Annotated in this window: 26 protein-coding genes; 8 read left to right on the forward strand and 18 right to left on the reverse strand. The window is 70.6% G+C overall.

The annotated features are described in order from the left end of the window. Positions 1-1,185, reverse strand: a 1,185-nt coding sequence (locus CA983_RS16220) for an NAD(P)H-hydrate epimerase (RefSeq protein ID WP_086601632.1), incomplete at its 3' end; no start/stop codon positions are given. Between the two features lie 160 nt (positions 1,186-1,345). On the opposite strand from CA983_RS16220, the gene CA983_RS16225 reads away from it, so the two are divergent. Further along, positions 1,346-2,500 carry a hypothetical protein gene (locus CA983_RS16225; RefSeq protein WP_086601613.1) on the forward strand — a complete coding sequence of 385 codons (1,155 nt, stop codon included), beginning with the start codon at positions 1,346-1,348 and terminating at the stop codon, positions 2,498-2,500. Positions 2,501-2,525: 25 nt separating this feature from the next. Here CA983_RS16225 and CA983_RS16230 read toward each other — a convergent pair whose 3' ends face one another. Beyond that, positions 2,526-3,530, reverse strand: coding sequence for a BtrH N-terminal domain-containing protein (locus tag CA983_RS16230; RefSeq protein ID WP_086601614.1), 1,005 nt, complete (start codon positions 3,528-3,530; stop codon positions 2,526-2,528). A gap of 77 nt (positions 3,531-3,607) precedes the next feature. Between CA983_RS16230 and CA983_RS16235 the strand changes: the two genes are divergently transcribed. After that, positions 3,608-3,880: a hypothetical protein gene (locus tag CA983_RS16235; RefSeq protein ID WP_086601615.1), complete on the forward strand. Its 273-nt coding sequence runs from the start codon at positions 3,608-3,610 to the stop codon at positions 3,878-3,880. 14 nt (positions 3,881-3,894) lie between these two features. On the opposite strand, the gene CA983_RS16240 is transcribed toward CA983_RS16235, so the two are convergent. Continuing rightward, positions 3,895-4,266 carry a holo-ACP synthase gene (locus CA983_RS16240; protein ID WP_086601633.1) on the reverse strand — a complete coding sequence of 124 codons (372 nt, stop codon included), beginning with the start codon at positions 4,264-4,266 and terminating at the stop codon, positions 3,895-3,897. Positions 4,267-4,341: 75 nt separating this feature from the next. Here CA983_RS16240 and CA983_RS16245 point away from each other — a divergent pair, with 75 nt between their 5' ends. Together CA983_RS16245 and CA983_RS16250 are read left to right on the forward strand one after the other, a co-directional pair. Beyond that, positions 4,342-5,007, forward strand: a complete 666-nt coding sequence (locus CA983_RS16245) for an ankyrin repeat domain-containing protein (RefSeq protein WP_086601616.1) — start codon at positions 4,342-4,344, stop codon at positions 5,005-5,007. A 168-nt stretch (positions 5,008-5,175) separates the two neighbouring features. After that, positions 5,176-5,535, forward strand: coding sequence for an SH3 domain-containing protein (locus CA983_RS16250; protein WP_143645498.1), 360 nt, complete (start codon positions 5,176-5,178; stop codon positions 5,533-5,535). Between the two features lie 77 nt (positions 5,536-5,612). Here CA983_RS16250 and glmS read toward each other — a convergent pair whose 3' ends face one another. From glmS to CA983_RS16265, 3 genes are all read right to left on the reverse strand, one after another. Next, on the reverse strand, positions 5,613-7,460 hold the full coding sequence (glmS, locus tag CA983_RS16255; RefSeq protein ID WP_086601618.1) for a glutamine--fructose-6-phosphate transaminase (isomerizing): 1,848 nt from the start codon (positions 7,458-7,460) through the stop codon (positions 5,613-5,615). A 96-nt stretch (positions 7,461-7,556) separates the two neighbouring features. Next, positions 7,557-8,366: an ABC transporter permease gene (locus CA983_RS16260; RefSeq protein WP_086601619.1), complete on the reverse strand. Its 810-nt coding sequence runs from the start codon at positions 8,364-8,366 to the stop codon at positions 7,557-7,559. Continuing rightward, positions 8,363-9,376 (reverse strand): ATP-binding cassette domain-containing protein, encoded by a 1,014-nt coding sequence (locus CA983_RS16265; protein ID WP_086601620.1) that lies wholly within the window; start codon positions 9,374-9,376, stop codon positions 8,363-8,365. The genes CA983_RS16260 and CA983_RS16265 overlap by 4 nt, the downstream gene beginning before the upstream one ends. A 174-nt stretch (positions 9,377-9,550) precedes the next feature. On the opposite strand from CA983_RS16265, the gene coaA reads away from it, so the two are divergent. Both coaA and CA983_RS16275 read left to right on the forward strand, forming a co-directional pair. Further along, positions 9,551-10,540, forward strand: coding sequence for a type I pantothenate kinase (gene coaA / locus CA983_RS16270; RefSeq protein ID WP_086601621.1), 990 nt, complete (start codon positions 9,551-9,553; stop codon positions 10,538-10,540). A gap of 32 nt (positions 10,541-10,572) precedes the next feature. Continuing rightward, a complete protein-coding gene (locus CA983_RS16275; protein ID WP_086601622.1) occupies positions 10,573-11,511 on the forward strand; it encodes a DUF389 domain-containing protein in 939 nt (312 codons plus the stop codon). 86 nt (positions 11,512-11,597) lie between these two features. On the opposite strand, the gene glmM is transcribed toward CA983_RS16275, so the two are convergent. The 4 genes from glmM to CA983_RS16295 all read right to left on the reverse strand — a co-directional run bounded on the left by glmM (position 11,598) and on the right by CA983_RS16295 (position 14,635). Beyond that, positions 11,598-12,956: a phosphoglucosamine mutase gene (gene glmM, locus CA983_RS16280; RefSeq protein ID WP_086601623.1), complete on the reverse strand. Its 1,359-nt coding sequence runs from the start codon at positions 12,954-12,956 to the stop codon at positions 11,598-11,600. 154 nt (positions 12,957-13,110) lie between these two features. After that, positions 13,111-13,623 carry a 30S ribosomal protein S9 gene (gene rpsI, locus CA983_RS16285; RefSeq protein ID WP_086601624.1) on the reverse strand — a complete coding sequence of 171 codons (513 nt, stop codon included), beginning with the start codon at positions 13,621-13,623 and terminating at the stop codon, positions 13,111-13,113. A gap of 42 nt (positions 13,624-13,665) precedes the next feature. Continuing rightward, positions 13,666-14,109, reverse strand: coding sequence for a 50S ribosomal protein L13 (gene rplM / locus CA983_RS16290; protein ID WP_086601625.1), 444 nt, complete (start codon positions 14,107-14,109; stop codon positions 13,666-13,668). Positions 14,110-14,323: 214 nt separating this feature from the next. Continuing rightward, positions 14,324-14,635: a hypothetical protein gene (locus CA983_RS16295; protein ID WP_086601626.1), complete on the reverse strand. Its 312-nt coding sequence runs from the start codon at positions 14,633-14,635 to the stop codon at positions 14,324-14,326. A 65-nt stretch (positions 14,636-14,700) separates the two neighbouring features. On the opposite strand from CA983_RS16295, the gene CA983_RS16300 reads away from it, so the two are divergent. Then, entirely contained in the window at positions 14,701-15,582 is an 882-nt protein-coding gene (locus CA983_RS16300; RefSeq protein ID WP_208636978.1) for a hypothetical protein, read from the forward strand. Positions 15,583-15,625: 43 nt separating this feature from the next. On the opposite strand, the gene CA983_RS16305 is transcribed toward CA983_RS16300, so the two are convergent. The 5 genes from CA983_RS16305 to CA983_RS16325 form a co-directional block, all read right to left on the reverse strand. Further along, entirely contained in the window at positions 15,626-16,711 is a 1,086-nt protein-coding gene (locus CA983_RS16305) for a C40 family peptidase (protein WP_086601628.1), read from the reverse strand. 39 nt (positions 16,712-16,750) lie between these two features. Then, entirely contained in the window at positions 16,751-17,233 is a 483-nt protein-coding gene (locus CA983_RS16310; protein ID WP_020276280.1) for a poly-gamma-glutamate biosynthesis protein PgsC/CapC, read from the reverse strand. An 87-nt stretch (positions 17,234-17,320) separates the two neighbouring features. Then, on the reverse strand, positions 17,321-18,817 hold the full coding sequence (pgsB, locus tag CA983_RS16315) for a poly-gamma-glutamate synthase PgsB (protein ID WP_244206922.1): 1,497 nt from the start codon (positions 18,815-18,817) through the stop codon (positions 17,321-17,323). Between the two features lie 7 nt (positions 18,818-18,824). Further along, positions 18,825-21,071, reverse strand: a complete 2,247-nt coding sequence (locus CA983_RS16320; protein WP_086601629.1) for a HAMP domain-containing protein — start codon at positions 21,069-21,071, stop codon at positions 18,825-18,827. A 204-nt stretch (positions 21,072-21,275) separates the two neighbouring features. Beyond that, the gene (locus CA983_RS16325) at positions 21,276-22,424 is read right to left on the reverse strand and encodes a CapA family protein (protein ID WP_086601634.1); all 1,149 of its coding nucleotides are present in this window, start codon (positions 22,422-22,424) and stop codon (positions 21,276-21,278) included. 224 nt (positions 22,425-22,648) lie between these two features. Between CA983_RS16325 and CA983_RS16330 the strand changes: the two genes are divergently transcribed. After that, entirely contained in the window at positions 22,649-23,464 is an 816-nt protein-coding gene (locus tag CA983_RS16330) for a hypothetical protein (protein WP_425276452.1), read from the forward strand. 18 nt (positions 23,465-23,482) lie between these two features. Here CA983_RS16330 and truA read toward each other — a convergent pair whose 3' ends face one another. The 3 genes from truA to CA983_RS16345 all read right to left on the reverse strand — a co-directional run. Then, positions 23,483-24,337, reverse strand: coding sequence for a tRNA pseudouridine(38-40) synthase TruA (truA, locus tag CA983_RS16335; protein WP_086601630.1), 855 nt, complete (start codon positions 24,335-24,337; stop codon positions 23,483-23,485). A gap of 141 nt (positions 24,338-24,478) precedes the next feature. Beyond that, positions 24,479-24,964 carry a 50S ribosomal protein L17 gene (rplQ, locus tag CA983_RS16340; RefSeq protein WP_086601631.1) on the reverse strand — a complete coding sequence of 162 codons (486 nt, stop codon included), beginning with the start codon at positions 24,962-24,964 and terminating at the stop codon, positions 24,479-24,481. 181 nt (positions 24,965-25,145) lie between these two features. Continuing rightward, the coding region (locus tag CA983_RS16345) for a DNA-directed RNA polymerase subunit alpha (protein ID WP_279628439.1) at positions 25,146-25,754 on the reverse strand (609 nt) is incomplete at its 5' end.

Below are 25,754 nucleotides of genomic sequence, written 5' to 3' on the forward strand. Positions count from 1 at the left end.
CAGCACGGTCGCCCCGTACCGCCCGGCCAGCTCCCGCGCCGCCGCCAGCCGACCGCCTTCGACCTCCGCCCGGTCGACCCCGAGCAGCGCCGCCGCCTCCCCGGCATGCGGCGTCATCAGGGTCGGCGCCCGCCGCGCCCGTACGACCCCCGCCTCGGCCAGCCGCAGCCCGTCGGCGTCGACCAACACCGGGACGTCCGCCGCCAGCACCTCCCCGACCGTCGCCGCGTCGTCCCCGGCCCCCGGCCCGACGACCCACGCCTGCACCCGCCCGGCATGCTTCGGCCCCTGGTCCGACACGAGCGTCTCGGGGAACCGTGCGAGGACGGCGTCACCGGCCGGCCCGACGTACCGCACGGCCCCGGCCCCGCCCCGCAGCGCCCCGGCGACGGCCAGCACGGCGGCTCCGGGGTAGCGCGCGGACCCGGCGGCGATGCCCACGACACCCCGCCGGTACTTGTCGCTCTCGGCCCGCGGCACCGGCAGCAACCGCGCCACGTCCGCGTGCTGCAACGCCTCCAGATCCGGCTCGGCCGGCAGCTCCAGCCCGATGTCGACCAGCCGCACGGACCCCGCGTACTCCCGCGCGGGATCGATCAGCAGCCCCGGCTTGTGCGTCCCGAACGTGACCGTCAGATCGGCCCGGACCGCGACGCCGCGCACCTCCCCGGTGTCGGCGTCGACCCCGCTGGGCAGATCGACGGCGACCACGGCGCCCCGCGACCGCTCGGCGGCGGCGGCCAGCGGCACCGCGTCCGGCCGCAGCCCGCCCTTCCCACCGATCCCGACGATGCCGTCGACGACGAGATCCGCCCGCTCGACCAACTCCTCGACGCCCCGCGCGCTCCCGCCGGCACCTTCACCATCACCGGTGCTCACGACCCGCCCCCCGGCCCGCCGCAGCGCCGCGAGTCCCCCGGCATGAGCCCGCTCCGGCGCGAGCAGCACCGCCGTGACACCGGCCCCGCGCCGGGCCAGCCGGGCCCCGGCGTACAGCGCGTCACCCCCGTTGTCCCCGCTTCCGACCAGCAGCACGACCCTGCTCCCGTACACCCGCCCCAGCAGGTCGGCGCAGGCCGCGGCGAGTCCGGCGGCGGCGCGTTGCATCAGCGCCCCCTCCGGCAGCCGCGCCATCAGCTCCCGTTCGGCGGTCCTGACCGTCTCCACGCTGTACGCACTACGCATGCGGTCGAGTTTCCCGTACGACCGCCCGGCCACTCCCCCGCATCCCGCGCACCTGCGGACCGTGTCGCATCCATTGACGCTTTGCCTGCCCTTTGCCAGACTCACCGGCCGCGCAGAAAGCGCTTGCACACCCCCCACGTTCGACGAAACCGAGGCAACCATGGGACGCAGAGCCGCATTCCTCGCCGCCGCCGGTGCCACCGCCGTCCTCACCGCCGCCRGCACCCTGACCGCCCCCGCCACCGCCGCCCCCACGCGAGCGACGGCCTGCGGAGACGGTTCCTTTCAGGCCGAGGCCGTGCAGAACGGCAGCAACTGGACCGCCCGGCGCGGCGGCAGCACCGTCTACACCGGCACCGACATGCGCGCCGCCGTCCAGGCGGCCGTCAACAGCCTCACGTCGGGCCGCACGTCGAAGGAGCGGGTCGTGGTCCGCGGCTCGGGCTCGATCTCGGCGGGCTCACGCATCTCGCTCCCGAGCTACACCGTCCTCGACGTCTGCGGCACCATCAACGTCACCGGCAGCGGCTCCGGCGACCAGGCGCCGGTCTACTCCCGCGGCACCCGCGACGTCGAGGTCCAGAACCTCAAGCTCACCGGCACCCCGCTCTACGGCATCTTCCTGCGCAACGTGCAGAACGTCGTGCTCGGCCAGATAGACATGCGCCTCTCCCGCGGCCTGGGCATCCGCATCGACAACCGCGGCGACACCAGCCAGTGGACGCGCAACGTCCGCATCGGCAACGTCTACGTCTCCGGCGCCTCCAGCCACGCCGTCGAGACCTACGGCGTCGACGGCATCACCATCGGCACGGTCACCGCCCGCAACGTCGGCGAGTCCGGCCTGCTGCTCAACCAGACCATCAACGCCAGCGTCACCAAGGTGGACGCGGAGAACGCGGGCACGGGCACCGGCTACGCGGCCTTCCGCATGGCCAACCGCAACGGCCGCGTCGGCAGCGGCTACCCGACCAACATCCGGGTCGGCGAGGTCATCGCGCGCGGCGGCGGACGCGGGGTGTTCTGCGTGTCGGAGAGCGGCGGGGCGACGATCGACAAGGTGACGATCTCCAACACCGGCAACAACTCGGTCCTGATCGAGAACTGCTACAACGTCAACCTCGCGGCCCAGAGCGGCACCATCACGGGCGGCGGCGAACTGCGCCTGGCCGCCCGCTCGGAGTTCCCGAACAACAAGGACATCACCATCCAGAACCTGACGGTCACCAACTCGGCCATCAGGGAGAGCCCGTGCGGCGAGAACACCACGTTCCGCAACATCACGCGGGTGAACAGCAGCCAGTCGATCTGCTGACGCCCGCGCCCGTGAAGCCCTCGCCTCACCCGGCGGGGGCTTCACCGCGCAGGCGGCTCAGCGCCTCCATGGCTTCGCGTTCGATGCGCGCGATGTCACGGAGGACGGTGCCTGCCCGCGCGAGGCACTGCTCATCGCCCGACTCACCGGCGTTCGTGATGAGCGCCGCGACGTGGGTCCACAAGCCGGCCGCCTCCGAGTACAGCCTGTGGCCGGTGCGCAGATGGCCGCTGTCGACGAGCTGGGCGCATTCGGCGAGAAAGTCGCGGTAGAGGTTGCGGAACAGAGCACCGCCGGTGCCCGCCTTCTCCATCAGCAGGGCGGCCTGCGGCAGGTCCCGCCGGGGGGCGCCGGTGCGCTGGAGCCAGGCGGGTACGAGCTTCCCGGCCTTCTCGATGCCCCGGTGGCCGAGGTTGGCGATGGGCGGGTCGAGGAACGCGCCGGCGCATTCGGTGATGGCCGGAATGATCCGGCTCTCGATGGAGGGCATCTTCTCGGCGGCGGTGAGCGTGAAGGACCGGTGCCTGGCCGTCATCGGTCCGCGCGCGGCCCTGGCCCGGGCGAGGCTGCTCAGGCTCGTGGTCACCGCTCCGCCCTGCTGGTCGGTGTCCACGAGGTAGGCGTCATGCTCGTCGTAGCCGTACAGGGCGACGACATGGCCGCCGAAGTGCGCCTTCGAGGTGAAGTAGTCCAGGTGGTAGCTGTCGAGCTGGAGCCCGACGGGGCGGCCCGCGTCGACGGCGGTCGCCACGTTCTCCCATGCCTTACGGGCGGAGCCGGTCTCCTGGACCACGAGCTCCAGCCCCAGCCTGGCGGCCAGGTTCCTGGTGAGCTCGAAGGGCTTGACCCGCCCGCCGAGGAAGGGAAAGTCCATGTTCTTGCTGTCCCAGTAGATGAAGGACAGCCCGGAGCCGAGGCCGAAGAGCATGGGCTCGGACAGATCGAGCCCCTGGTGCCGCAGCAACACTCCCAGAGCCGACGTCTCGCAGTGCTGCGTACCGCGAGGGTCGACGCCCTCCACCGTGGTCATGCCATGCCCTCCTGGACGGGACTCGCACGCTATTATCGAGGCACGTTTTGAACTCGTTCAAAAAGGGGGAGCAGAACATGACCGGATCAACCCGACCCGTGGAAACCGACACACCCGCCACCGCCCTCGGCCCCACGGCACTCGTCCTCGGCACCTTCTCCGCCGCGGGCACCTGGGCGTTCCTGATCCCCTGGACGGTGCTGGCCGGAGCGCTGGCCATCACGTTCGGCGCGATGGGCATGCACTACGCCCGCCGTGGCACGGGCCGCATGTGGACCGCGGCGGCGGGCACCGCCCTCGGCGCCGCGGGCTTCATCGGCACGGCCATGCTCCTGTGGTCCATGTCGTAGCTCCCCCGCCCCCGTCACCCCTCCGCGATCACCACGGCCGAGGCGACACCCGCGTCATGGCTCAGTGACACATGCCAGGACCGCACCCCCAGCTCGGCGGCCCGCGCCGCCACGGTCCCGGTCACCCGCAGCCAGGGCTGCCCACTGTCCTCGACACACACCTCGGCATCGGTCCACAGCAGCCCGGCCGGGGCCCCGAGCGCCTTGGCCAGGGCCTCCTTGGCAGCGAACCGGGCAGCCAGGGAGGCGACCCCCCGGCGCTCCCCACTGGGCAGCAACAGCTCCCGCTCCACGAACAGCCGTCCGGCCAACGCGGGCGTACGCTCCAGCGACGCCGCGAACCGATCGATCTCGGCGACGTCGATCCCGACCCCGATGATGCTCATGGCCAGCACCCTACGGTCATGCCGGGGCGTTCCCCGCCGACACCGGCTCCGTTCCCGCCGCCTAACCTGATCCGCATGGAATGGGACGGCCTCACCGACCGCGAGCGCTACAACGACTGGTATCTGAAGGACCGGGACCGGTTCTCGGACCTGGCCCGGGACGCCGACTGGGACGGCCTGTTCGCGGAGTTGGGGAAGAACCCCGGATGGGTCAACCTCGCCCGTCCCGGGAACCGCACCGGATTCGCCCCGCTGCACCAGGCCGCCTGGCACGGTGCCGAGATCGCCGTCGTCTCCCGGCTGATCGCGCACGGTGCCTGGCGCACGCAGCGCACCCGGGACGGACTGCGCCCCGTGGACATCGCGCGGGAGCGGGGTCACACCCACCTGGTGGAGCTCCTGGAGCCGGTCGAGGTGCGGCAACTCCCCTCGCCGTCCGATGCGCTGGAGCACCACTTCCACGCGATGCTGCGGGAGCGGACCGGCAGCTGCTTCGACGAGATCGAACACCTGCTGCCGCCGCTGTCCCCGCTGACGGAGGGTCTGAGCGGACAGATCTTCTTCCGTGTGGTCGGCATGATGGGCGGCTTCCACTACCGCCTCCACGCGGACGTCGTGCATGTGAACGGCAGCTCGCGGATGGACGGTGACAACGGGGACTTCTACCAGGTGACCCCCGACGGCTGGACCAAGCTCGCGTACAGCCGCACGCCGCCGGCGCCCTGGAGCTTCCCGTACTGACCCGAGCCACCCCCGCCTTCCCGGCAGCAACCTCCACCGCGCTCCTCGAACGCCCCGCGCACCGAACCCCCAGCGGAGACCCCGCGAGCGTGAACTCCCCCTCCCCCTTGTACAGTTCGCGATGACCGCGATGAGCAAACGGCATCGCACCAACGGGAGGACACAGCCTTGAAGTTGAAGTCTTTGGGCACCGCACTGACCACTGCGGCCCTCATAGGCACGGCCCTCACCGGCGCCGTCGCCACCGCGGGCACCGCCGCCGCGGCGACGAAGCCGGACTGCAGCAGCGCGCTGGTCAACGTGAAGCCCAAGGCAACCGTCAACCTCCGCAGCTCGCCCAGGACGAGCGCCACGGCTCTCGGCACCTGGGGCAAGGGCCAGAAGGGCGGGGTCTGCTTCGGCGACCGCAAGCCCGTCACGGGGGGCAGCTACACGGCCTGCGGCAAGAAGAGCAACAAGTGGTGGTTCGGCGGCCCCAACAGCACCAGCGTGGAAGGCTGGGTCCCGGCGACCTGCCTGCCCATCTGAGCCTGCGCACCTGACGGCCTGACCGGCTGCTCAAGGGGCGAACGGCGACCGGCCGTTCGCCCCTTCCCGTCGCTCCGCTACTCCACCGTCACCGACTTCGCCAGGTTCCGGGGCTGATCCACCTCGTTCCCGCGAGCCGTCGCCAGCTCGCACGCGAACACCTGGAGCGGCACCGCGGCCACGAGCGGCTGGAGCAGCGTCGGCGTGACCGGCACCCGGATCAAGTGGTCCGCGTACGGCACCACCGCCTCGTCCCCCTCCTCCGCGATGACGATCGTCCGCGCACCCCGCGCCCGGATCTCCTGGATGTTGGACACGATCTTGTCGTGCAGCACGGACCGCCCGCGCGGCGACGGCACCACGACGACCACCGGCAGATCCTCCTCGATCAGGGCGATCGGCCCGTGCTTCAACTCCCCCGCCGCGAACCCCTCGGCGTGCATGTAGGCCAGCTCCTTGAGCTTCAGCGCGCCCTCCAGCGCCACCGGATACCCCACGTGCCGGCCGAGGAACAGCACCGTGTTCTTCGAGGCGAGCGTGCGCGCCAGCTCCCGCACCGGCTCCATCGTGCCCAGGACCTGCTCCACCGCACCGGCGATCGAGGACAGGTCGCGGATCACCGCCCGGATCTCGTCGCCCCACTTGGTGCCCCGCACTTGCCCCAGGTACAGGGCGACCAGGTAACAGGCGACGAGCTGCGTCAGGAACGCCTTGGTGGAGGCGACGGCCACCTCGGGACCGGCGTGCGTGTACAGCACCGCGTCCGACTCGCGCGGGATCGTCGAGCCGTTGGTGTTGCAGATCGCCAGCACCTTGGAGCCCTGCTCGCGGGCGTGCCGCAGCGCCATGAGCGTGTCCATGGTCTCGCCGGACTGGGAGATCGCGATGACGAGGGTCTGCGCGTCCAGGATCGGGTCCCGGTACCGGAACTCGCTGGCCAGTTCCACCTCGCACGCCAGGCGCGTCCAGTGCTCGATGGCGTACTTGGCGATCATCCCGGCGTGGAAGGCCGTACCGCACGCGACGATGACGACCTTGTCGATCTCCCTCAGCACCCCCGCGGGGATCCGCACCTCGTCCAGGGTCAGCGAACCGGAGCCGTCGATCCGGCCCAGCAGCGTATCGGCGACCGCCTTGGGCTGCTCGGCGATCTCCTTGAGCATGAAGTAGTCGTAGCCGCCCTTCTCCGCGGCCGACGCGTCCCAGTCGACGTGGTACGAACGGACGTCGGCCGGGCGGCCGTCGAAGCCCGTCACCGTCACGCCGTCCCGGCGCAGCTCCACCACCTGGTCCTGCCCCAGCTCGATCGCCGACCGCGTGTGGGCGATGAACGCGGCGACGTCCGAGGCGAGAAAGGCCTCGCCCTCTCCGACGCCCACCACCAGCGGCGAGTTCCGCCGCGCGCCCACCACCACGTCCGGCTCGTCGGCGTGCACCGCGACCAGCGTGAACGCGCCTTCCAGCCGCCGGCACACCAGCCGCATCGCCTCGGCCAGGTCCGCGCACGACGAGAACTCCTCGGCGAGCAGATGCGCGACGACCTCGGTGTCGGTCTCGGAGGTCAGCTCGTGCCCGCGCTCCGCCAACTCGGCCCGCAGCAGGGCGAAGTTCTCGATGATGCCGTTGTGGACGACCGCGACCCGGCCCGCGTTGTCGATGTGCGGGTGGGCGTTGGCGTCCGTCGGTCCGCCGTGTGTGGCCCACCGGGTGTGGCCGATGCCCGTCGTACCCGTCGGCAGTGGCCTGCCGTCCAGTTCCTTCTCCAGGTTGAGGAGCTTGCCGGCCTTCTTGGCCGCCGCCAGCCCGCCGTCGGCCAGCACGGCGAAGCCCGCCGAGTCGTAGCCCCGGTACTCCAGCCGCTTCAGCCCGGCCATCACGACATCGAGCGCCGACTGCGGCCCCACGTATCCCACGATTCCACACATGGGCGGCAGCTTAGGGTCGATTCCCGCGCCGAACCGGCCGCAGCGTGCCCGAAATCGGAAATTCCCACCGGGGTACGAAGACCTGACCCCTTACTCTCACGCCTTCGCCCGATAAGCCCTCATCGCCAGCGGATAGAACACCAGCGCGATCCCCGCCGCCCACACCAGCGACCACAGCACCGGTTCCGCCACCGCTCCGCCGAGCAGCAGCCCGCGGAAGGCGTCGGACAGATGCGTGACCGGGTTGACGTCGCTCCACGCCTGGAGCCAGCCCGGCATGGTGTCGACGACGACGAAGGCGCTGCTGGTGAAGGTGATCGGGAAGATGAGGGTGAAGGCGAACGCCTGCACCTTCTCCGCGTCACCGGCCAGCATTCCGATCAGTACGGCGCTCCACGACACGGCCGCGGCGAACACCACCAGCAGCAGCGCGCCGAGCAGGAACCCGCCGAACCCGCCGGTGATGCGGAAGCCGAGGGCCAGTCCGAGGCCGATCATCAGCAGCATCGCCCAGACGTGCTTCGCGAGGTCGGCGGTGATCCGCCCGATCAGCGGGGCGGAGCGCGCGATGGGCAGGCTGCGCAGCCGGTCGAAGACACCTTTGGTGAGGTCGGTGTTGAGCGCCATCGCCGTGTACATCGTCATGAACAGGGTGTTCTGCACGATGATCCCGGGCAGCGCGTACTTCAGATACGCGTCGGGCGATCCCGCCATCTGCCCGCCCAGTACGTAGGTGAACAGGAACACGAACATGATCGGCGTGATGCTGTAGTCGACCAGTTCGAGCGGGTTGTGCTTGACGGCGACCAGGCTCCGCCAGGCCATCGTGAAGGTCTGCCGCACTCCAGCGAGGGGCGGCACGCGGCCCGACGCGGTGACGGGCGCGGTGACGGTGGTGGCGGTCATGACCGGCTCACCGCCTTCTCCAGCTCGCCCTCGTCCTGGTCCCGGACGGCCGCGCCGCCGTTCTGCTCGGGCTCGCCCGGTTCGGCGCGGTGGCCGGTCAGGGCGAGGAAGACCTCGTCCAGCGAGGAACGGCGCAGGGCCAGCTCGCCCACCGCGATCCCCTCCCGGTCCAAGGCGCGCACGACGGCCGGCATCAGCTCGGGGTCCTTCACCGGCGCCGTGATCATCTCGCCCTCGATCCGGGCCTCCGGGCCGGCGGCCCCGGCCACCAGGGTGTGCGCCCGCGCAAGGTCCTGTCCGAGGATCGGGCGGAGCTCCAGCACCTGGCCACCGACCTGGGCCTTCAGCCGGTCCGGCGTGCCCTCGGCGATCACCCGGCCCTTGTCGATCACCACGATCTCGTCGGCGAGCACATCGGCCTCGTTCAGATACTGCGTGGTCAGCAGGGCGGTCGCACCGTCCGCGACGAGGCCGCGCAGCATGTCCCACAGCTCACCACGGCTGTGCGGGTCGAGGCCCGTGGTCGGCTCGTCGAGGAAGAGGATGCGGGGCCGCCCCACCAGGCTGGCCGCGAGGTCCAGGCGCCGGCGCATGCCTCCCGAGAACGTCTTCACGGCCCGGCCGGCCGCGTGCGTCAGCTGGAAACGCTCCAGCAGCTCCCCCGCGCGCGCCTTCGCCTCCCGCCTCGGCAGGCCCAGCAGCCGGCCGATGAGCAGCAGGTTCTCCGTGCCGGTCAGGTTCTCGTCGACCGCCGCGTACTGCCCGGTCAGCCCGACCATGGCCCGCACGACCCCGGCCTCCCGGACCACGTCGTGGCCGGCCACCCGGGCCGTGCCCCCGTCCGGGCGCAGCAGCGTCGCGAAGATCCGCACCGCGGTCGTCTTGCCCGCACCGTTGGGGCCGAGCAGCCCGAGCACCGTGCCCTTGCGGGCCGCCAGATCCACACCGGCCAGCGCCTCGGTCTCCTTGAACCGTTTGACCAGGCCTTCCGCCTCTATCGCATACGTCATGGGTCACCCCTCGGCGTTCCTGGACCCCGGCCTGGGCCCATTTCTCCCACAACTGTGACGCACGCCACTGACATTCCTCCCCTTGGCCGGTTTTCTCCCACACAGGAGGATCCAGGGACCCATGCGTGACGGATCCCACCTCACCGTCCGTTCGTACGCCCGTAACAATGGACTGTGATCTCTCCGGTCTCCTCGATACCCCGGAGCGCCCACCGGCAGCGGCCGGAGGCGACTCCCTACCTCGACCTCACCCGAGCCGAGTGGAGCGCGTTGCGTGACAAGACGCCGCTGCCGCTGACGGCCGAGGAGGTCGAGAAGCTGCGCGGTCTTGGCGATGTCATCGACCTCGACGAGGTGCGGGACATCTACCTCCCGCTGTCCAGACTCCTCAACCTCTACGTCGGTGCCACGGACGGCCTCAGAGGCGCGCTCAACACCTTCCTGGGCGAGCAGGGCTCCCAGTCCGGCACCCCGTTCGTCATAGGAGTCGCCGGCTCGGTCGCCGTGGGCAAGTCGACGGTCGCCCGGCTCCTCCAGGCCCTCCTCTCGCGCTGGCCGGAACACCCGCGCGTCGAACTGGTCACCACCGACGGCTTCCTGCTGCCCACCAAGGAACTCCAGGCCCGCGGCCTGATGTCACGGAAGGGATTCCCCGAGTCCTACGACCGCCGTGCGCTGACCCGCTTCGTCGCCGACATCAAGGCCGGCAAGGACGAGGTCACGGCCCCCGTCTACTCCCACCTGATCTACGACATCGTCCCCGACAAGAGGCTCACRGTCCGCCGCCCCGACATCCTGATCGTCGAGGGCCTGAACGTCCTCCAGCCCGCCCTCCCCGGCAAGGACGGCCGCACCCGGGTCGGCCTCGCCGACTACTTCGACTTCAGCGTGTACGTCGACGCCCGCGTCGAGGACATCGAGCACTGGTACCTCGACCGCTTCCGCAAGCTGCGCGCGACCGCGTTCCAGAACCCGTCCTCGTACTTCCGCAAGTACACCCAGGTCTCGGAGGAGGAGGCCCTCGACTACGCCCGGACGATGTGGCGCACGATCAACCGGCCCAACCTGGTCGAGAACATCGCCCCCACCCGCGGCCGCGCCACCCTCGTCCTGCGCAAGGGCCCGGACCACAAGGTGCAGCGCCTCAGCCTGCGCAAGCTGTGACGCCCGGGGGAAAGACCGGTTAGATAGCCGTCATGCTCCACTTGCGCCTGATCACGCCGTCCGAGAAGACCGACGACGTGGTGCGGCTGATCGACCAGACGGTCGGCACCACCCACCTCGTCGTACTGCCGGACACCGCCCGCGACCCCGCCGGGGACGTCGTGATGTGCGACGTGGCGCGCGAGGCGGGCGACGAACTGCTCACCGGCCTGCGGGAGCTGGGCATCGACACGAGCGGTTCGATCGCCGTCGAGGCCATCGACCTGTCGCTGTCCGAGCGGGCCGACCAGGCCGCGGCCGACGCCCCCGGCGAGGGCGCGGACGCGGTCCTGTGGGAGCAGCTGACCGACGCGACGCACGAGGAGTCGACCCTCTCCGCCACGTACCTCGCGTTCATCACCCTCGCCACGATGATCGCGGCCTGCGGTGTCGTCCTGGACAACGCGATCCTCATCGTGGGCGCCATGGCGGTGGGCCCGGAGTTCGGCCCTCTCGCCGGCATCTGCACCGCGATCGTCCGCAGCAAAGCACGGCTCGCCCTGCGCTCGCTGATCGCCCTCCTGGTGGGCTTCGCGGTGGCCATGGCGGTGACGGTCGGCTTCAGCCTCTTCATGGACGCGGTCGACCTGTTCAGCGAGCGGCAGCTCAGGGCGGACCGCCCCAACACGGGCTTCATCTACGCCCCCGACTGGTTCTCGTTCGTCGTGGCGGTCCTGGCCGGCATCGCCGGCACGCTCTCCCTGACCTCCGCCAAGTCGGGTGCTCTGGTGGGCGTGGCCATCTCGGTGACCACGATCCCGGCCGCGGCGAACGCGGCAGTGGCCCTGAGCTACGGCGACATGGCCCAGACCAAGGGCTCCACAGAACAACTCCTGCTGAACCTGCTGGGCATCATCGTCGCCGGCACGCTGACCTTGCTGGTACAGAAATGGCTCTGGTCCACACAACGCCAGCAGGTCAGCAGGCTTTGAGGGGCGCGGGGAACTGCGCGACAAACCACGACGAACGGTCAGCCCGCAAGCTACCGCAGCCCCCACCCCCGATCCGCAAAGACCAACTACCCCAGGGCGGACTTCACGACATCGGCCAACCGCCCGGCAACAGACCGAGCCTGCTCGATATCCGCCGCCTCCACCATCACCCGCACCAACGGCTCGGTCCCCGAGGACCGCAGCAGCACCCGCCCGGTGGCCCCCAGCTCCCGCTCCGCGTCGGCGACCGCCGCGGACAGCTCGGCCGACGTCGTCACCCGGGACTTGTCGACATCCGGCACATTGATCAGCACCTGCGGCAGCCGCTCCATCACGGACGCCAGCTCCCGCAACGGACGCCCGCTGCGCGCGACCCGCGCCGCCAGCAGCAACCCGGTCAGCGTGCCGTCGCCCGTCGTCGCGTGGTCGAGGATGATCACGTGCCCGGACTGCTCGCCCCCGAGGGCGAACCCGTGCTCCTTCATCTCCTCCAGCACGTACCGGTCGCCCACGGCCGTCTGCACGAGCCGGATGCCCTCACGCTCCATGGCGAGCTTGAAGCCCAGGTTGGACATCACCGTTGCCACGACCGTCTCGGACCGCAGTGTGGAGGCTTCGCGCATGGCCAGGGCGAGCACGGCCAGGATCTGGTCGCCGTCCACCTCCTCGCCGGTGTGGTCCACGGCGAGGCACCGGTCGGCGTCCCCGTCGTGCGCGATGCCCAGATCGGCCCCGTGCTCGACGACGGCGGCCTTGATCTTGTCCAGGTGCGTGGATCCGCACCCGTCGTTGATGTTGAGCCCGTCCGGCTCGGCCCCGATCGTGACGACCTCGGCACCGGCCCGCTGGAACGCCTCGGGCGAGACAAGGGCGGCGGCGCCGTGCGCCTCGTCGAGGACGACCTTCAGCCCGTCGAGCCGGTTCGGCAGGGCGCGCAGCAGATGCGCGACGTACCGGTCGGAGCCCTCCTCGTACTCGCGTACGCGGCCCACCCCGGCTCCGGTCGGCCGGTCCCACGGGGCGCCGGTGCGGTGCTCCTCGTAGAGGGACTCGATCCGGTCCTCCAGCTCGTCGGCGAGCTTGTGCCCGCCGCGGGCGAAGAACTTGATGCCGTTGTCGGGCATGGCGTTGTGGCTCGCGGAGAGCATCACACCGAGGTCGGCGCCGAGCTCTCCGGTCAGGTACGCCACCGCCGGCGTCGGCAGCACGCCGACCCGCAGGACGTCCACGCCGGCGCTGGCGAGGCCCGCGACCACGGCGGCCTCCAGGAACTCCCCGGACGCGCGCGGGTCACGCCCGACCACGGCGGTCGGCCGGTGTCCCTCGAACGTGCCCGCCTCGGCCAGTACGTGCGCCGCGGCCACGGAGAGGCCGAGGGCCATCTCCGCAGTCAGGTCCGCGTTGGCGACACCGCGCACGCCGTCCGTGCCGAAGAGTCGTCCCACTGTGGTGTCCTCCGAATTGCGAGAGAGTGCGGCTCCAGTACATCCCCCGGGACGGTCCGACATCCACAGGGGTTGTGTACGGGAACGCCCCGGCGGCACTGAACGTGCCGCCGGGGCGATCGTTGCGAAGACAGTCGCAAGGACAGCGACGCGATTAGCGCTTGCTGTACTGCGGGGCCTTGCGGGCCTTCTTCAGACCGGCCTTCTTGCGCTCGACCGCACGGTCGTCGCGCTTGAGGAAGCCGGCCTTCTTCAGCGGGCCGCGGTTGTTGTCCACGTCCGCCTCGTTCAGCGCGCGGGCGACACCGAGACGGAGCGCACCGGCCTGACCGGAGACACCGCCACCGGAGATGCGGGCGACGACGTCGTAGCGGCCCTCGAGCTCGAGCACCTTGAAGGGCTCGTTGACTTCCTGCTGGTGCACCTTGTTCGGGAAGTAGTCCTCGAGGGTGCGACCGTTGATCTTCCACTTGCCGGTGCCCGGGATGATCCGGACGCGGGCGATGGCGTTCTTGCGACGGCCCAGGCCGGCGGCCGGCTGGGGCTCGCCGAAGCGGGAGGCCATGGACTCCGAGGTGTACTCACCCTCGACGGGGACCTCGGACTCGGTGGTGTAGCTGTCGATGTCAAGCTCTTCGAGCGGCTGCTCGGCAGTGGTCTCGGCCACGATTCTCCTCAGATTCTGTTCAGTCTTAGGGGGTGGCCGGACTTACTGCGCGACCTGGGTGATCTCGTACGGCTGCGGCTGCTGCGCGGCGTGCGGGTGCTGGTCACCCTTGTAGACCTTCAGCTTCGAGAGCATCTGACGGCCCAGAGTGTTCTTGGGGAGCATGCCCTTGACGGCCTTCTCGATGGCCTTCTCGGGGTTCTTGTCGAGCAGCTCGTCGTAGCGGACGGAGCGCAGACCACCCGGGTAGCCGGAGTGGCGGTACGCCATCTTCTGGGTCCGCTTGTTGCCGGACAGGTGCACCTTGTCCGCGTTGATGATGATGACGAAGTCACCAGCGTCGACGTGGGGTGCGTAGATCGGCTTGTGCTTGCCCCGGAGGAGGGTCGCTGCGGTGGTGGCGAGACGACCCAGGACAACGTCCTGGGCGTCGATGACGTGCCACTGGCGCGTCACATCGCCGGGCTTGGGGCTGTACGTACGCACGGTTCGTAGCCTTCGCTTCGAGTGAATGGTCCTGAACAGGTCACCGAAACGATCACGACAGCCTTGACCGCACTGCGGTGACGCAAACCGCGTGCTGGTCGCTGGTCATCGGCCCGGTGGACCGGTGTAAGGGCCCGTCCCGTGAGAATGAGCAAGCCAATACACAACGAAAGAGCAGAATACCGGGGCTCACCACAGGGGTCAAAACGCGGGATCACCGCCGACGATCCGCCACGCAGACGCACAGGCCCGCACACAGGGTAACGGCCCTCCTCAGCGTCCGGCGCCGCACCGGCCGCACGTACGGGAACACCGACGCCAGCAGCACGTCGACGGCCACGGCGGCGCACCACCCCGGCAGGGAGCCGCCGCCGCGCGGACGGCGCAGCGCCCGCACCACCCCGACCGCCACCGACGGCCACACCCCGATCGCGGCCACCGGCCAGGACCACAGGCACACCAGCAGCACCCCGGCCGGCAGCACTCGCCCCAACCACCCGCAGATGTCGCCTTTGCCCGTCCGCATGGGAGGAACGCTAGGGGTTCGAGGGCCCCTCCAGGCGGACCAGCACGCCCCATGTCCCGTCTAAGATGCGCCCCATGAGCTTTGGGCAGGGGGGACCCCAGTCCCAGTGGGATCCATGGAAACCGCAGTCGCAGCAGCCCTGGAGCAGCGGGGGCGGCCAGTCTCCGGACTGGGCCGCGCTCGCCGAGGCGTCCGAGGCCCGTAACAAACGACGCCGGCTGTTCCTGGTCGGCGGCGGCGCGCTCGCCACCGTCGCGATCGGCGCTGCCGTCGCCGTGGCCGTGGTCTCGGCGGGCGGCGACAACCAGGCGAACAGCCCGACCTCCCAGGTGCCCTCGGCCGGCATCCCGAGCGAGTCCGCCTCGGCCCCGTCGTTCGCCCCGACCAGCGCCCCGCCCCCGCTGGACCCGAAGGACTTCATCGCCAGCGCGAAGAAGGACACGGCTCCGCTCAGCCCGGACACCCTCTTCTCCGGCACCCAGCTGACCTTGGGCGGGACGACGTACAAGAAGGGCCCCACGGCCGACACGAGGAACTGCGCCTCGGCGGCCGGCGGCACGCTCCCCAAGGTCCTCACCGCGAACGACTGCACGCGCCTGATACGCGCCACGTACGTCAAGGACGGCATCGCGGTGACGGTCGGCGTGGCGGTCTTCGACACCGAGGCCCAGGCCGACAAGGCCAAGGACGAGACCAACAAGAGGAGCTTCGTCAAGTCGCTCTCCGGCGGCGGCGTGAAGGGCTTCTGCGAGTCCGGGTTCTGCCGCACGACCAGCAACTCCTACGGCCGCTACGCCTACTTCACCAACGCCGGCTTCACCAACGGCAAGGACGTGACGCCCGAGGACACCGCGGTCTTCAAGATCGGCAACGACCTGGCCCAGTTCGCGTTCGACCAGATCCACCGCCGCGGTCAGGCCCAGGCGTCGGCCGCTGCCAACGGGTGACCTGCCGCGGCCGACGAGTGACCGGCCGCCGCCGCGCGCCCGGTCACAGCCTCTTCGCGCTGCGCAGCGTCTTGGCGTAGTAGCCGTTGCCGTCCAGCCGGGACACTCCGCCGACGTCGCCGATGGTCGGGCCGTTGACCTCCTCGCGGCTGGAGACGAAGAGCAGGTGGCCCTCGGTGTCGTAGCCGAGCACCATGCCGACGTGGTCCAGGCGCTGCTTGGTCCGGGTGTCGAGCTTGAAGAAGACGAGGTCCCCGGGCTGGAGCTGGTCGATGCCGGTGGGCCGGTCCTTGGCCGAGATGCCGGTGAGCGGCAGGATGTCGGCACCCTCCTTGGAGCGGGCCATGCCGTTGGCGGTGCGCGGCAGGCCGTCGCCCGACTCGTCCGAGGACATGAGCGGGTAGCGGGCGCGGTAGCCGAACACCATCCGCATGTATCCCGAGCAGTCGATCGACCGGGCGCGCGCGGTCTCCGGCTGGCCGATCACGCCGTCCCGGAAGGGGTACGGGACGCCGAGGTAGTCGTAGAAGTCGGACTGCTCCAGGCGCAGGTCGCCGCCCTCCGCCCCGTTCGCGTTGAGGGGCCCGAAGTTGGCGTCACCGGCGATGACGGTGCCCTGCTCGTCCTTCTTCGGCTTGGCGCCCGCGACGTACTGGAAGGAGATGGCCAGGAGGTCGTCCTCCTTGCTGGACTCGTACTCGGCGTACCAGTCCTTGAACCACTTCTGCTGGTCCGCGCCCTTCTTCCAGGGCTCGGGCATGAGGCGGACCCAGTCCGTCGTGGAGACCTTGGAGCTCGTCGAGGAGGGCTCGGTGAAGGTGCGGGCCGGTCCGGTCAGGGTCGCGGTGCGGGCCCCGTCGGTGAACACCGCCTTGACCTGGCCGTCGGATCCGCGCAGCACGGAGCGGGCGGGGTTCTCCAGCCGGGACCAGGTCTGCCCGCCCTTGTCGCGGGTCTTCGTCGCGCCGTCGGCCCGGTCCGAGCCGTCCAGCACGCCGACGTTCGTGATCTCCGGGACGCCCTTGTCCTCCTGCTTGCGCAGTTCCACGGTGAGGTAGCCGGAGGTCGCGACGAGCCCCAGCACCACGAGGCCGGACAGGACCGGCCTCGATTTCTTCTTCCCTGCCATGTGTTCTCTCCTGGGTTCTCGGTCGCCGGGACGCGGTTCTCAGACGGTGGGCATGATGCCGAGCAGCAGTCCGGCGGCGACGACGATGTAGGCCATGAGCGAGACGGTGCCGGTCGCCAGCAGCGTCGCCCCCTTGGGCTGGCGGACCATCTGGTAGGCGATCAGGCCGGGCACGATGAAGCCGAGGGTCTGGTTGCCGTACAGCAGCGGGAACTCGATCGACAGCACGATCATCACGGTGGCCTGGAGCAGCACGCCCAGCAGGACCACCGCGGCGAACAGCCGCTTGCCGTAGAGGATCACCAGCCGCTGCATGACCTTGGTGCCCGCGTAGGTGAGGGCGGTGACGCCCACCACCATGGCGGCCCGCTGGAGGTCCTCGATGAGGGTCAGGGCGAGCCAGCCCGGCGTGATCATGCCGCCGGGCGACAGGTTGGTGGTCAGGTAGCACAGCAACGAGAAGAACAGGCCGATGGCGATGCCGAGGGCGGCCATCTCGGGAGTCAGGGCGGCGGTGGTCAACGGGGTCTCCGGGCACGGGTGCGGGTGCGGGGCGAGCGGCGGGCGTGAGGTGCGGGGTCCCGCCCGTGGACGTCGGGAACGTGGACGTCAGGCACGGGGAGGCTGCCCCCCGTCGTCGGCGGGGACGTACCCGTAGGGCTCGTCGGCGTACTGCTGCCAGGGCTGCTGGGCCGGAGCGGCGTACGGCCCCTGCTGGTAGGGGGCCGGCTCGGGGTACCCGGCGCCGGCGTACGGCCCCGACGGCTGGGCGGGGATGCGGACCACCGGGATCTCCTGGGTCTGGGAGGCCTGGTAGCGCTCCTCGTAGGCCATGGGGTACGAGGCGTAGGGGTCCAGGCGGGCCGGCTGGGCAGGGGCGGCCGTGGCCGAGGGCCGGGCGGCGTCGTCGTCGTCGGGGGCGGACTCGTCCGCCGGGAGTTCGGCCAGGTACTCCAGCAGTTCCTCGCCCTGGCCGTGGATGTTGCCGATGGCGACCAGGGAGGAGTCGGCGGCCAGGCGCTCCAGCAGGGCGGGCATGAACTCCTCGGCCGACCGGCGTTCACCGCCGAGGTCAATGGCGCGGTCGCGCCACTCGGCGGGGATGGCGTCGATCGCGCTCTTGGCGGGGTGCCCGATGACGAAGACGTGGTCCGGCTGGAGGTCGGGGATGATCTCGCCCATCTGCCCGTTGCGCTCCACGCGGTCGGGACGGCAGTTGATCACGACGTTCAGCGGCCGGTGGATGGCTCCGAGGTCGAGCAGCTGGTTGATGTTCATCAGCGTCGACTCCGGGTCGTTGGCCGCGAAGACGTTGGCGAAGGCGAGCCGCTTGCCCTCGGGGGTCGCGTAGCGCTCGACGGACAGCACGCCCGGGTCCGGCGGGGCGTCGTACATGCCCTGGAGGGCGACCCGCCGTTCCACGCCGAGCAGTTCGGCCACGACGAGGGCGATCGCGACGTTCTCCTTGAAGGTGAACCAGCTGAAGCCGCGCAGTTCCTCGTCGGTGACGGTCTCCGGGTCGGCGTAGATCAGCTGGCAGTTACGGGCGTCGGCCTCCTCCTGGAGGATGTGGAAGCGCTCCTTCTCGGCGGTGACGCAGATGCCGTCCTCCGGCATGGAGCGGCACAGTGACCGCGCCACGTCGTCGAGGGTGGGCCCCATCTCGGCGAGGTGGTCCTCGCGGACGTTGCACAGCACGCCGATCGTGGAGCGGATCAGCTTGCTCTGGTTCACCTCCTGCAGGGCCGGCATGACGGCCATGCACTCGATGACCAGGGCGTCGGGCCGGTAGGTGGCGGCCCGGCGCACGATGCCGATCTGCTCCACCACGTTGGCGATGCCGAACTTGCGGTAGACCGGCTCCTCGGTGGCGTCCGGGTGGATGAACCGGGCCGCCGTACCCGTGGTCTTCGCCACGGTGACCAGGTCACCTCCGCGCAGCGCCCCGGCGCACAGCCGGGTGATGGAGGACTTGCCGCGGATGCCGTTCACGAGCACGCGCGACGGGATGCTGTGCAGGCTGGCGTAGTGCCGACGCTGTTCCACGATGCCCGCCACCAGCAGCAGCACGCTGCCGGTGAGCAGGACGAAGTACAGATAGAGCACGGCTGGGTCACCTTCCCCGAACGCCGGCTTCCGGCTCCGCGAGCCGGCGCGCCTGGGTCTGCTTACGGGCCTGGAGTTGCTGGCGGAGCAGTTCGAGGCTGCGCACGACGGCGCCGACCTCGTCCTGGTAGCGGGGGTACAGCACGGACTTGAGGTCGCCGTCGGCCAGCTTCTCCGCGGCGGCCGCCAGGGCCCGCATCGGCCGGGCCACGACCAGGTACACCCAGCCGAGGCAGACGACGATCAGGGCCAGGCCGAGCAGTCCGGCCAGGACGCTGCGGTCCTCGCGCTGGTACGGGGTGATCTGGAAGTCCTTGGCGTTCTGCCAGCTGACCACGGTCCATCCGATGTCGGCGGCCACGCCGCCGCCGGAGAACGGGGCGGCCGCGGCGACCGTGGTCCCGCGTCCTTCGCGGATCAGCAGGCCGTTCTCGACGGGACCGGCGCCGACGTGGACGCTGCCGGCCCGGACGAGGTCGGTGAGCGCGTCGCGTGGCAGGTCCTCGAAGGCCAGGAAGCCGTCGCTGGCGGCGATGGTCTGCGCCTTGGCGTCCACCACGCGGACCTCGCCGAGCCCGGGCCGCTTCAGCAGCGAGTTGAGGAACTCGACCCGGACCTCGCCGACCAGGGTCATGCCCTTGTGGTCCGGCAGGGGCGCCCCGGCCTGGACGACCGGCTTCTTCTCGCCCTTGCCGGCCACCCGGACCAGCGGCAGCTCGTCCGCGTCGGCGAAACCGGCGCGCGGCTCCTTGCCCGCGCGGGCGACGACCTCGCCGTCCTCGTCGAGGAGGTACAGGGCCTGGTAGCGGGTGTGCTCGCGCAGGGTCTCCTCCAGCAGGGCGCGGCCGGCCTCGGCGTCGTCCGGGTCGATCAGCCGGGACGTGGAGACCAGGTCCGCCTGCGCCTCGTTGAGCGCCCGGCGCACCCGGTCGGCGACCAGGTCGGTGCGGTCACGCTGGTCCGCGACCATGCTGGCCGGGATGCTGACGGAGTCGTCGGTGCGGTTCAGCAGGAGGCCGACGGGCACACACCACAGCAACAGCAGTACGGCGGTCAGCGCGAGCGGCCCGCGCACCCCGAACCGCCCCTTGACGCGCTGGCGCCCGCCGGGGTCATCGGCCGGGCCGCCCAGCTGCGCGCGCAGCCTCTCCAGGGCGGAGCCGATGCGCGCGGCCTCACCCCAGCGGGGCACGTCCACCGGGCGGGTCAGGTCGCCACGGGCCAGCCGGCGGGACTCCAGGAACAGCCGCAGCAAGGGCCGCTGCACGGTCGCCCACAGCACGGCCGCGGCGAGCAGTCCGAGCACCACCAGGGCGCCGGCCGCCAGCAGCCCGTACAGCTCCCGGTCCGGAGCGGCGGCCTGCTGCTGGACCACGGGCAGCAGGGCGACGACGGTGAGCCCGAGCCCCGCGCCGACGCTCTTCTTCTCCTCCGGGTCGGCGGAGGAGAGGGAGGCGTAACCGGCGGTGGCGATACGGCCGTTGTAGCTTCCGCCGACCAGGGTCCCGCTGACACCGGGGTAGCCGCGGGCGCCCGGTTCCCTGGCGCTGACCGGGTCCTGCTCGGTCTCCCGTGCCGCCTGGGCGGACAGCCCGCTCATCTGCTTCTGGAGGAATCCCAGCTCCTTGCGCTCCTGGTCGGAGTTGAGCGACTCGGACTGCTCGAAGCCGGCCGTGGCGAGGACCTCCCCGCCGGTGGCGACGACCGCCATGGAGCGGAACTGGCCCAGGTTGATGGCGGGCACGGACAGGCTGTTGGAGGCGAGCAGGAGCTGCTGCGGCCCGTCCTCGAAGTCCAGGACCGCCATGGTCATCAGGCGTACGTCACCGGTCTCCAGCCGCACCATGCGGGGCTTGAGGGCCGTGTCGCCGGTGAGCACGTCCTTGTCGAGCCACCCGAGGGGAATCGTTTCACCCCTGGCGGCCAGCACCTTGCCGCTCTCCAGGTCCAGGACCGTGGTGCCCGTCCACTTCTGGTACGTCTTGCCCAGGTCGGACAGGACGCGCTCGGGCTTGACCGGCGGCCCCGCGTTCAGCGCGGCGGCGGTGCGGTTCAGGTCGGTGACCCGCTCGTCGATCGAGGCGCGCAGGGCGATGGCACCGTCCTCGGCGAAGTGCCGCTGCGAGGAGAGCACCGCCTGCGGTACGGCCTGCTCGCCGGCGGGGCCGAGCACCTGGGCGGTGAGGCCGGCCAGGGCGAGCACCAGCACGCACAGCAGCGCGATCGGGGGACGGACGCCGCCCAGCAGTGGCATGTCCGCGCGTCTCCGGCTGCGCCGCCGTCCCCCCTTCACGGGGCGCACGGCGCGGGTGGGTGTCACCGGTGGTCTCCTCCGGCCTCTCTGGGTGAAGAACGGCCGCACAGAACACCGCTCCCGCGGGAGAGGCAACGGACCGCCGTATACAAGACTGTTGGGGAGCGCCGAAGTTGTGCCGGTCGCCCCGTATGCGCTGTGGTGCTAGTCACGCTCCAGCGTGAGCTCCTTCAGGCCGTCGCCGCCCGGCGCCCCGCGGTTGTAGAGGAAGCCACGTGTGCGGTCGGCCGCCAGCCGGTAGCGGGCGAGCCGTTCCTCTGAGAGGTCGCCCGGCGTCTCGAGTGCCCGCCGTACGTCCACCAGCCGGTGGTCCTCGACCGCGCCGGCGGGCGGCTTCTCACCGGCTTCCACCTCGGGCGGGATGTCCACCAGCGTCGTGGCGTAGCGGGCCGCGACGTCCCAGCCGTCGGTCGTCTCGCGGAACTCGAACCAGCCGATCGCGCCCTCCTCGGTGAGCCCGGTGGGCGAGGAGTGACGGGCGACCTGGTTGCCCAGGCTGTAGGCGACCCAGGTGCCGTTCACCTTCTGGATCGGCTGCACCACGTGGGCGTGGTGCCCGATCACCAGGTCGACCCCGGTCTCCGTGGTGAGCCGCTCCGCCAACTCCAGCTGCGGAATGCTGGGTTCGTTGTAGTGCTCGAGCCCCCAGTGCACCGAGAGGATGACCACCTCGGCGCCCTTCTCGCGGGCCCGGGCCTCGGCGTCCTTGATGGCGTCCGTGTCGATCTGGTTGAACGCCCACTTCTCCTTCTCCGGCGTCGGATTGAGGAACGACATCCAGGAGAACGAGAGGTGGGCCACCTTGACGCCGTTGACGTCACGGATGTTGATCTTTTCCGCTTCCTCTGGCGTGCGGGCGGAGCCGGTGTGCCCGAGGCCGGCCTTGTCCATGGCGTTCAAGGTGCGCCGCACGGCCCCGAGGCCGTGGTCGTAGGTGTGATTGGAGGCCGTCGAGCAGGTGTCGTAGCCCACGCCCTTGAGCGTCGTGAGGATCTGCGGCGGGACGAGGAACTCCGGGTACCCCTCGAAGGGGCCCCGCGGATTTCCGACGGGCGTCTCCATGTGACAGATCGCCAGATCGGCCTTGCTGATGACCGGCTTGATCCCGGCGAGCAGCGGCCCGAAGTCCAGCCCGGCCTCTCCCTCGCCGGTCTTCTTGGCATCCTTGGCAGCCTGGTCGACCAGCTCGGGGTGGATCAGCACGTCACCGGCGGCTGCGACGGTGAACGAGCGGCCACCCGGCTTCACCTGCGGTGCGGAGGCCGCGGAGGTACACGCGGTCGTCACGGCGATGGTGGCCGCGAAAGCGGTTGCCGCCCGGGCGATCCGGAGAGGATTACGAAGTGTCACCGCATCATATTCACATGAAGCGCACAAGCACCACGGAAGTTACCGTCACAAGACAGTCACACTTGACTCGCATTATGGTCCAAATCGGACTCGTCCTCGCCTTGTTCGGCTGTCAATCGGCACCAGACCGGTCAACGGACGACTCAACTCCGGGCGCCCGGGAGCTGGTGGACCTCCGCAGCAGGATCCTCACGTACACGGCGGACCTGGAGCCCGACGCCGGGTACTCCCCACCGGAGGACACCCAGCGCGAGCGCGTCGCCGAGAGCGTCGGCCACCTCCTGGACGGCGACGCCACGAAGGCCGAACGACTGCTCGACCCCCTCGGCCTCAAGCTCACCCGCCTCACCGACACCGAGTCCGGCCGCAGGTACGACGAGATCGCCGCAGTCCGCCCCGGCCGGGCCGAACGCTGGGGACGCCTCTACCTGACCGCCGACTCCGACGTCCGCTGGAACGCCCAGGTACCGCACCCGGTCTCCGACCGGGACACCGAACGCCTCGGCGTGCGGCTCCTGGAGGACAACCCCGGCGGCTCGCTGGTCCTCGCCGGCGCGCACCGCGAGGCGGGCCGGGGCGACGCCGCCGACGTCGCCCACGAGGAGGACAGCATCTTCCACGCCATCGTCGTGGAACTCCAGAAACGCGACGTTCCGGGCGTGCAACTGCACGGCTTCGCCAGGGACTCGGACCGCCCGTACGAAGCCGTCCTCTCCACCGGAGCCGCGCGGAGCACCCTCACCGAGGCCGCCGCCCTGGCCGACGGCATGCAGGCCGACGGCCTGCGGGTCTGCCGGGGCTGGTCGGCCCGCTGCCCCCTGGAAGGCACCACGAACGTCCAGGGCAAGGCCGCGGAGCGCCACCACGCCAAGTTCCTCCATGTGGAACTCTCCCCCAAGGCACGCGGCGACGGCAGCGACGCCGACGCCGCCACCAGGGCCCTCTCGGACCTGGTCACCACCTGGAACTCCGCCCACCGGTGAGGGGCCACTGGAAGCCGGTCAGCAGCACCCCGCCGACGGCAACGACCGCTTGTTCCGCGCCTCCTTGCCGCGCGCGGCGAGCAGCTCGTCGGCCGGGTAGCCGACCTCCTCCAGCGTCAGCCCGTGCGGCCGTACGACGTGCACGGCCGAGTCCCGTACGCCGGCCGCCAGCACCTTCGCGGGCCAGTTAGGCGGCCGGTGCCCGTCGCCCACGAACAGCAGCGCCCCGATCAGCGAACGCACCATGTTGTGGCAGAAGGCGTCGGCCCGCACGGTCGCCGTGATGATCCCGTCGTCGCCCTTGGCGAGACTCAGCTCCTGGAGCGTACGGATCGTCGTCGCGCCCTCCCGCTTCTTGCAGTAGGCGGCGAAGTCGTGCTCCCCGAGCAGCCGCCGCGCGGCCTCGTTCATGGCGTCGACGTCCAGGGGCCAGTCGTGCCACAGCACATGGTTGCGCAGCAGCGGATCGACGCCCCCGGGATTGTCGGTGACCCGGTACGCATACCGCCTCCAGATCGCCGAGAACCGCGCGTTGAAGCCACTGGGCGCCTCCCTGAGGGCCCACACCCGCACGTCCCTGGGCAGCCGCCCGGCGAGCCGCTTCAGCAGCTTCTGGTTGTGCTCGGCCCAGACCTCACGCGGCAGATCGACATGCGCCACCTGTCCCCGGGCATGCACCCCGGCATCGGTACGCCCCGCCACGGTCAGCTCGTACGTCTGACCCGACCGCGTCACGGTCCGCAGAGCGTCCTCGATCTCCCCCTGCACGGTCCGCCGCCCCCCGGCCTGTTTGGCCCACCCGGAGAACTCGCTCCCGTCGTACGACAGGTCGAGACGCACACGAACGTAACCGGCCGCTGCTTCATCACTCACGTACAGATCCTCTCAGCAACACAAAAGCGGGCCCGCCCCTCGAAGAGGAACGGACCCGCCAACGCCCTGAAGGGGCGCGGGGAACTGCGCGAACAACTACGACGAAGCCGCAGCCGCCGACGAACAGCCCCCGGCAGACGCTCAGGCGTCCTTGGACTCCTCGGCGTCATCAGCCTTGGTCACATCGACCTGAGCCTCAGAAGCCTCGGCGTCCTTCGCGGCACGCTTGGTCGCGGCCTCGGCCTCACCCGTCGCCTCCTGCGCCACCGTCAGACCCTCGACCAGCTCGATGACAGCCATGGGCGCGTTGTCGCCACGGCGGTTACCGATCTTGGTGATGCGGGTGTAGCCACCCGGACGGTTCTCGTAGCGCGGGCCGATCTCGGTGAAGAGCGTGTGGACGACGCTCTTGTCCGTGATGACCTGGAGCACCTGACGGCGGTTGTGAAGGTCGCCCTTCTTCGCCTTGGTGACCAGACGCTCGGCGTACGGACGCAGCTTGCGCGCCTTCGCCTCGGTGGTGGTGATCCGGCCGTGCTCGAACAGCGACTTCGCGAGGTTCGCGAGCATCAGCTTCTCGTGCGCGGCGCTGCCGCCCATACGGGCACCCTTGGTGGGCTTCGGCATGGTGTTTCTCCTAGGTGTCTGCCCCGGCCGTATCAGGTACCGAGGTCAGTATCCGAGCGAGCGGTTGCCCGTCGGAGATCCGGACGCGGCCCCGCAGGGGCCCGTCCGGAAGGGGCGCGGGGAACTGCGCGACAAGCCACAGCGCACCCGCACCCAAGAACCGGCCGTCGGTCCCGAGCTCTCAGTACTGCTCGGTCTCGACGAACCCGGCGTCGGCGTCGTCATCGGCCCCGAAGGCGTCAGCCGCAGCCGTCGGGTCGAATCCGGGCGGGCTGTCCTTGAGCGCGAGGCCCATGCCGGCCAGCTTCGCCTTGACCTCGTCGATCGACTTCGCACCGAAGTTGCGGATGTCGAGCAGGTCGGCCTCGGAACGCGCCACGAGCTCACCCACGGAGTGGATGCCCTCGCGCTTGAGGCAGTTGTACGACCGGACGGTGAGCTCCAGCTCCTCGATCGGCAGGGCGAGATCAGCGGCGAGGGCGGCGTCCGTGGGGGACGGACCCATGTCGATGCCCTCGGCGTCGATGTTGAGCTCGCGGGCCAGACCGAACAGCTCGACCAGGGTCTTACCGGCCGACGCCATGGCGTCACGCGGACGCATGGCCTGCTTGGTCTCGACGTCGACGATCAGCTTGTCGAAGTCGGTGCGCTGCTCGACACGCGTGGCCTCGACCTTGTACGTGACCTTGAGCACCGGCGAGTAGATCGAGTCGACCGGGATCCGGCCGATCTCCTGGCCGACCTGCTTGTTCTGCACGGCGGAGACGTAACCGCGGCCACGCTCGACCGT

Origin of the sequence: Streptomyces swartbergensis, from assembly GCF_002148965.1 — a bacterium.
Classification (GTDB): Bacteria; Actinomycetota; Actinomycetes; order Streptomycetales; family Streptomycetaceae; genus Streptomyces; species Streptomyces swartbergensis.

Coding starts and splice junctions, on each gene's coding strand:
- CA983_RS16230 (WP_086601614.1), bottom strand. CDS start 3,530: ATGACCACGGTGGAGGGCGTCGACCCTCGCGGTACGCAGCACTGCGAG.
- CA983_RS16235 (WP_086601615.1), top strand. CDS start 3,608: ATGACCGGATCAACCCGACCCGTGGAAACCGACACACCCGCCACCGCC.
- CA983_RS16240 (WP_086601633.1), bottom strand. CDS start 4,266: ATGAGCATCATCGGGGTCGGGATCGACGTCGCCGAGATCGATCGGTTC.
- CA983_RS16245 (WP_086601616.1), top strand. CDS start 4,342: ATGGAATGGGACGGCCTCACCGACCGCGAGCGCTACAACGACTGGTAT.
- glmS (WP_086601618.1), bottom strand. CDS start 7,460: ATGTGTGGAATCGTGGGATACGTGGGGCCGCAGTCGGCGCTCGATGTC.
- CA983_RS16260 (WP_086601619.1), bottom strand. CDS start 8,366: ATGACCGCCACCACCGTCACCGCGCCCGTCACCGCGTCGGGCCGCGTG.
- CA983_RS16265 (WP_086601620.1), bottom strand. CDS start 9,376: ATGACGTATGCGATAGAGGCGGAAGGCCTGGTCAAACGGTTCAAGGAG.
- CA983_RS16275 (WP_086601622.1), top strand. CDS start 10,573: ATGCTCCACTTGCGCCTGATCACGCCGTCCGAGAAGACCGACGACGTG.
- CA983_RS16295 (WP_086601626.1), bottom strand. CDS start 14,635: ATGCGGACGGGCAAAGGCGACATCTGCGGGTGGTTGGGGCGAGTGCTG.
- CA983_RS16300 (WP_208636978.1), top strand. CDS start 14,701: ATGCGCCCCATGAGCTTTGGGCAGGGGGGACCCCAGTCCCAGTGGGAT.
- CA983_RS16305 (WP_086601628.1), bottom strand. CDS start 16,711: ATGGCAGGGAAGAAGAAATCGAGGCCGGTCCTGTCCGGCCTCGTGGTG.
- CA983_RS16320 (WP_086601629.1), bottom strand. CDS start 21,071: ATGCCACTGCTGGGCGGCGTCCGTCCCCCGATCGCGCTGCTGTGCGTG.
- rplQ (WP_086601631.1), bottom strand. CDS start 24,964: ATGCCGAAGCCCACCAAGGGTGCCCGTATGGGCGGCAGCGCCGCGCAC.